We start from the raw sequence: 318 nt of genomic DNA, 5'->3' as shown, positions 1-318 counted from the left end.
CAGTAAAGGCAATCCTAAGCGTATCAATTTCGCATCCAACAACCACATCCCTAGCAAGGCAGCAACAAACGCAGCCAACAAACGCTTTAACGGGCTAACTTTCTTTGTGACGTCCTCAATGATCCCAGCCAGCCATACAGGCAAAATGGCGAGTACAAAAAACAAACTATTGACGTGCCACTCACCCAGATACAAGGCCGCTAAGGCCGACAGTAAGCCTGCAAATATCGGGACGCCACCTATGCGTGGGGTTGCGCCATGATGCATCTTTTGCGGTCCGGAGCCACTTTGATCGGCAGAAAATTTGTGGTGAACATG

At 49.7% G+C, this 318-nt stretch carries 1 protein-coding gene; it reads right to left on the bottom strand.

Features of this window, described 5'->3' with window-relative positions; translation table 11 throughout:
• Positions 1-267, bottom strand: a 267-nt coding sequence (locus KDM89_RS21200; protein ID WP_463322643.1) for an MraY family glycosyltransferase, incomplete at its 3' end; no start/stop codon positions are given.
• Positions 268-318: the final 51 nt, after the last annotated feature.

The organism is Cognatundibacterium luofuense (assembly GCF_018139685.1).
Lineage (GTDB): Bacteria > Pseudomonadota > Gammaproteobacteria > Burkholderiales > Burkholderiaceae_D > Undibacterium > Undibacterium luofuense.
Note: the sequence above shows the minus strand (reverse complement) of the source record. Positions and strands in the feature narration are given on the sequence as shown.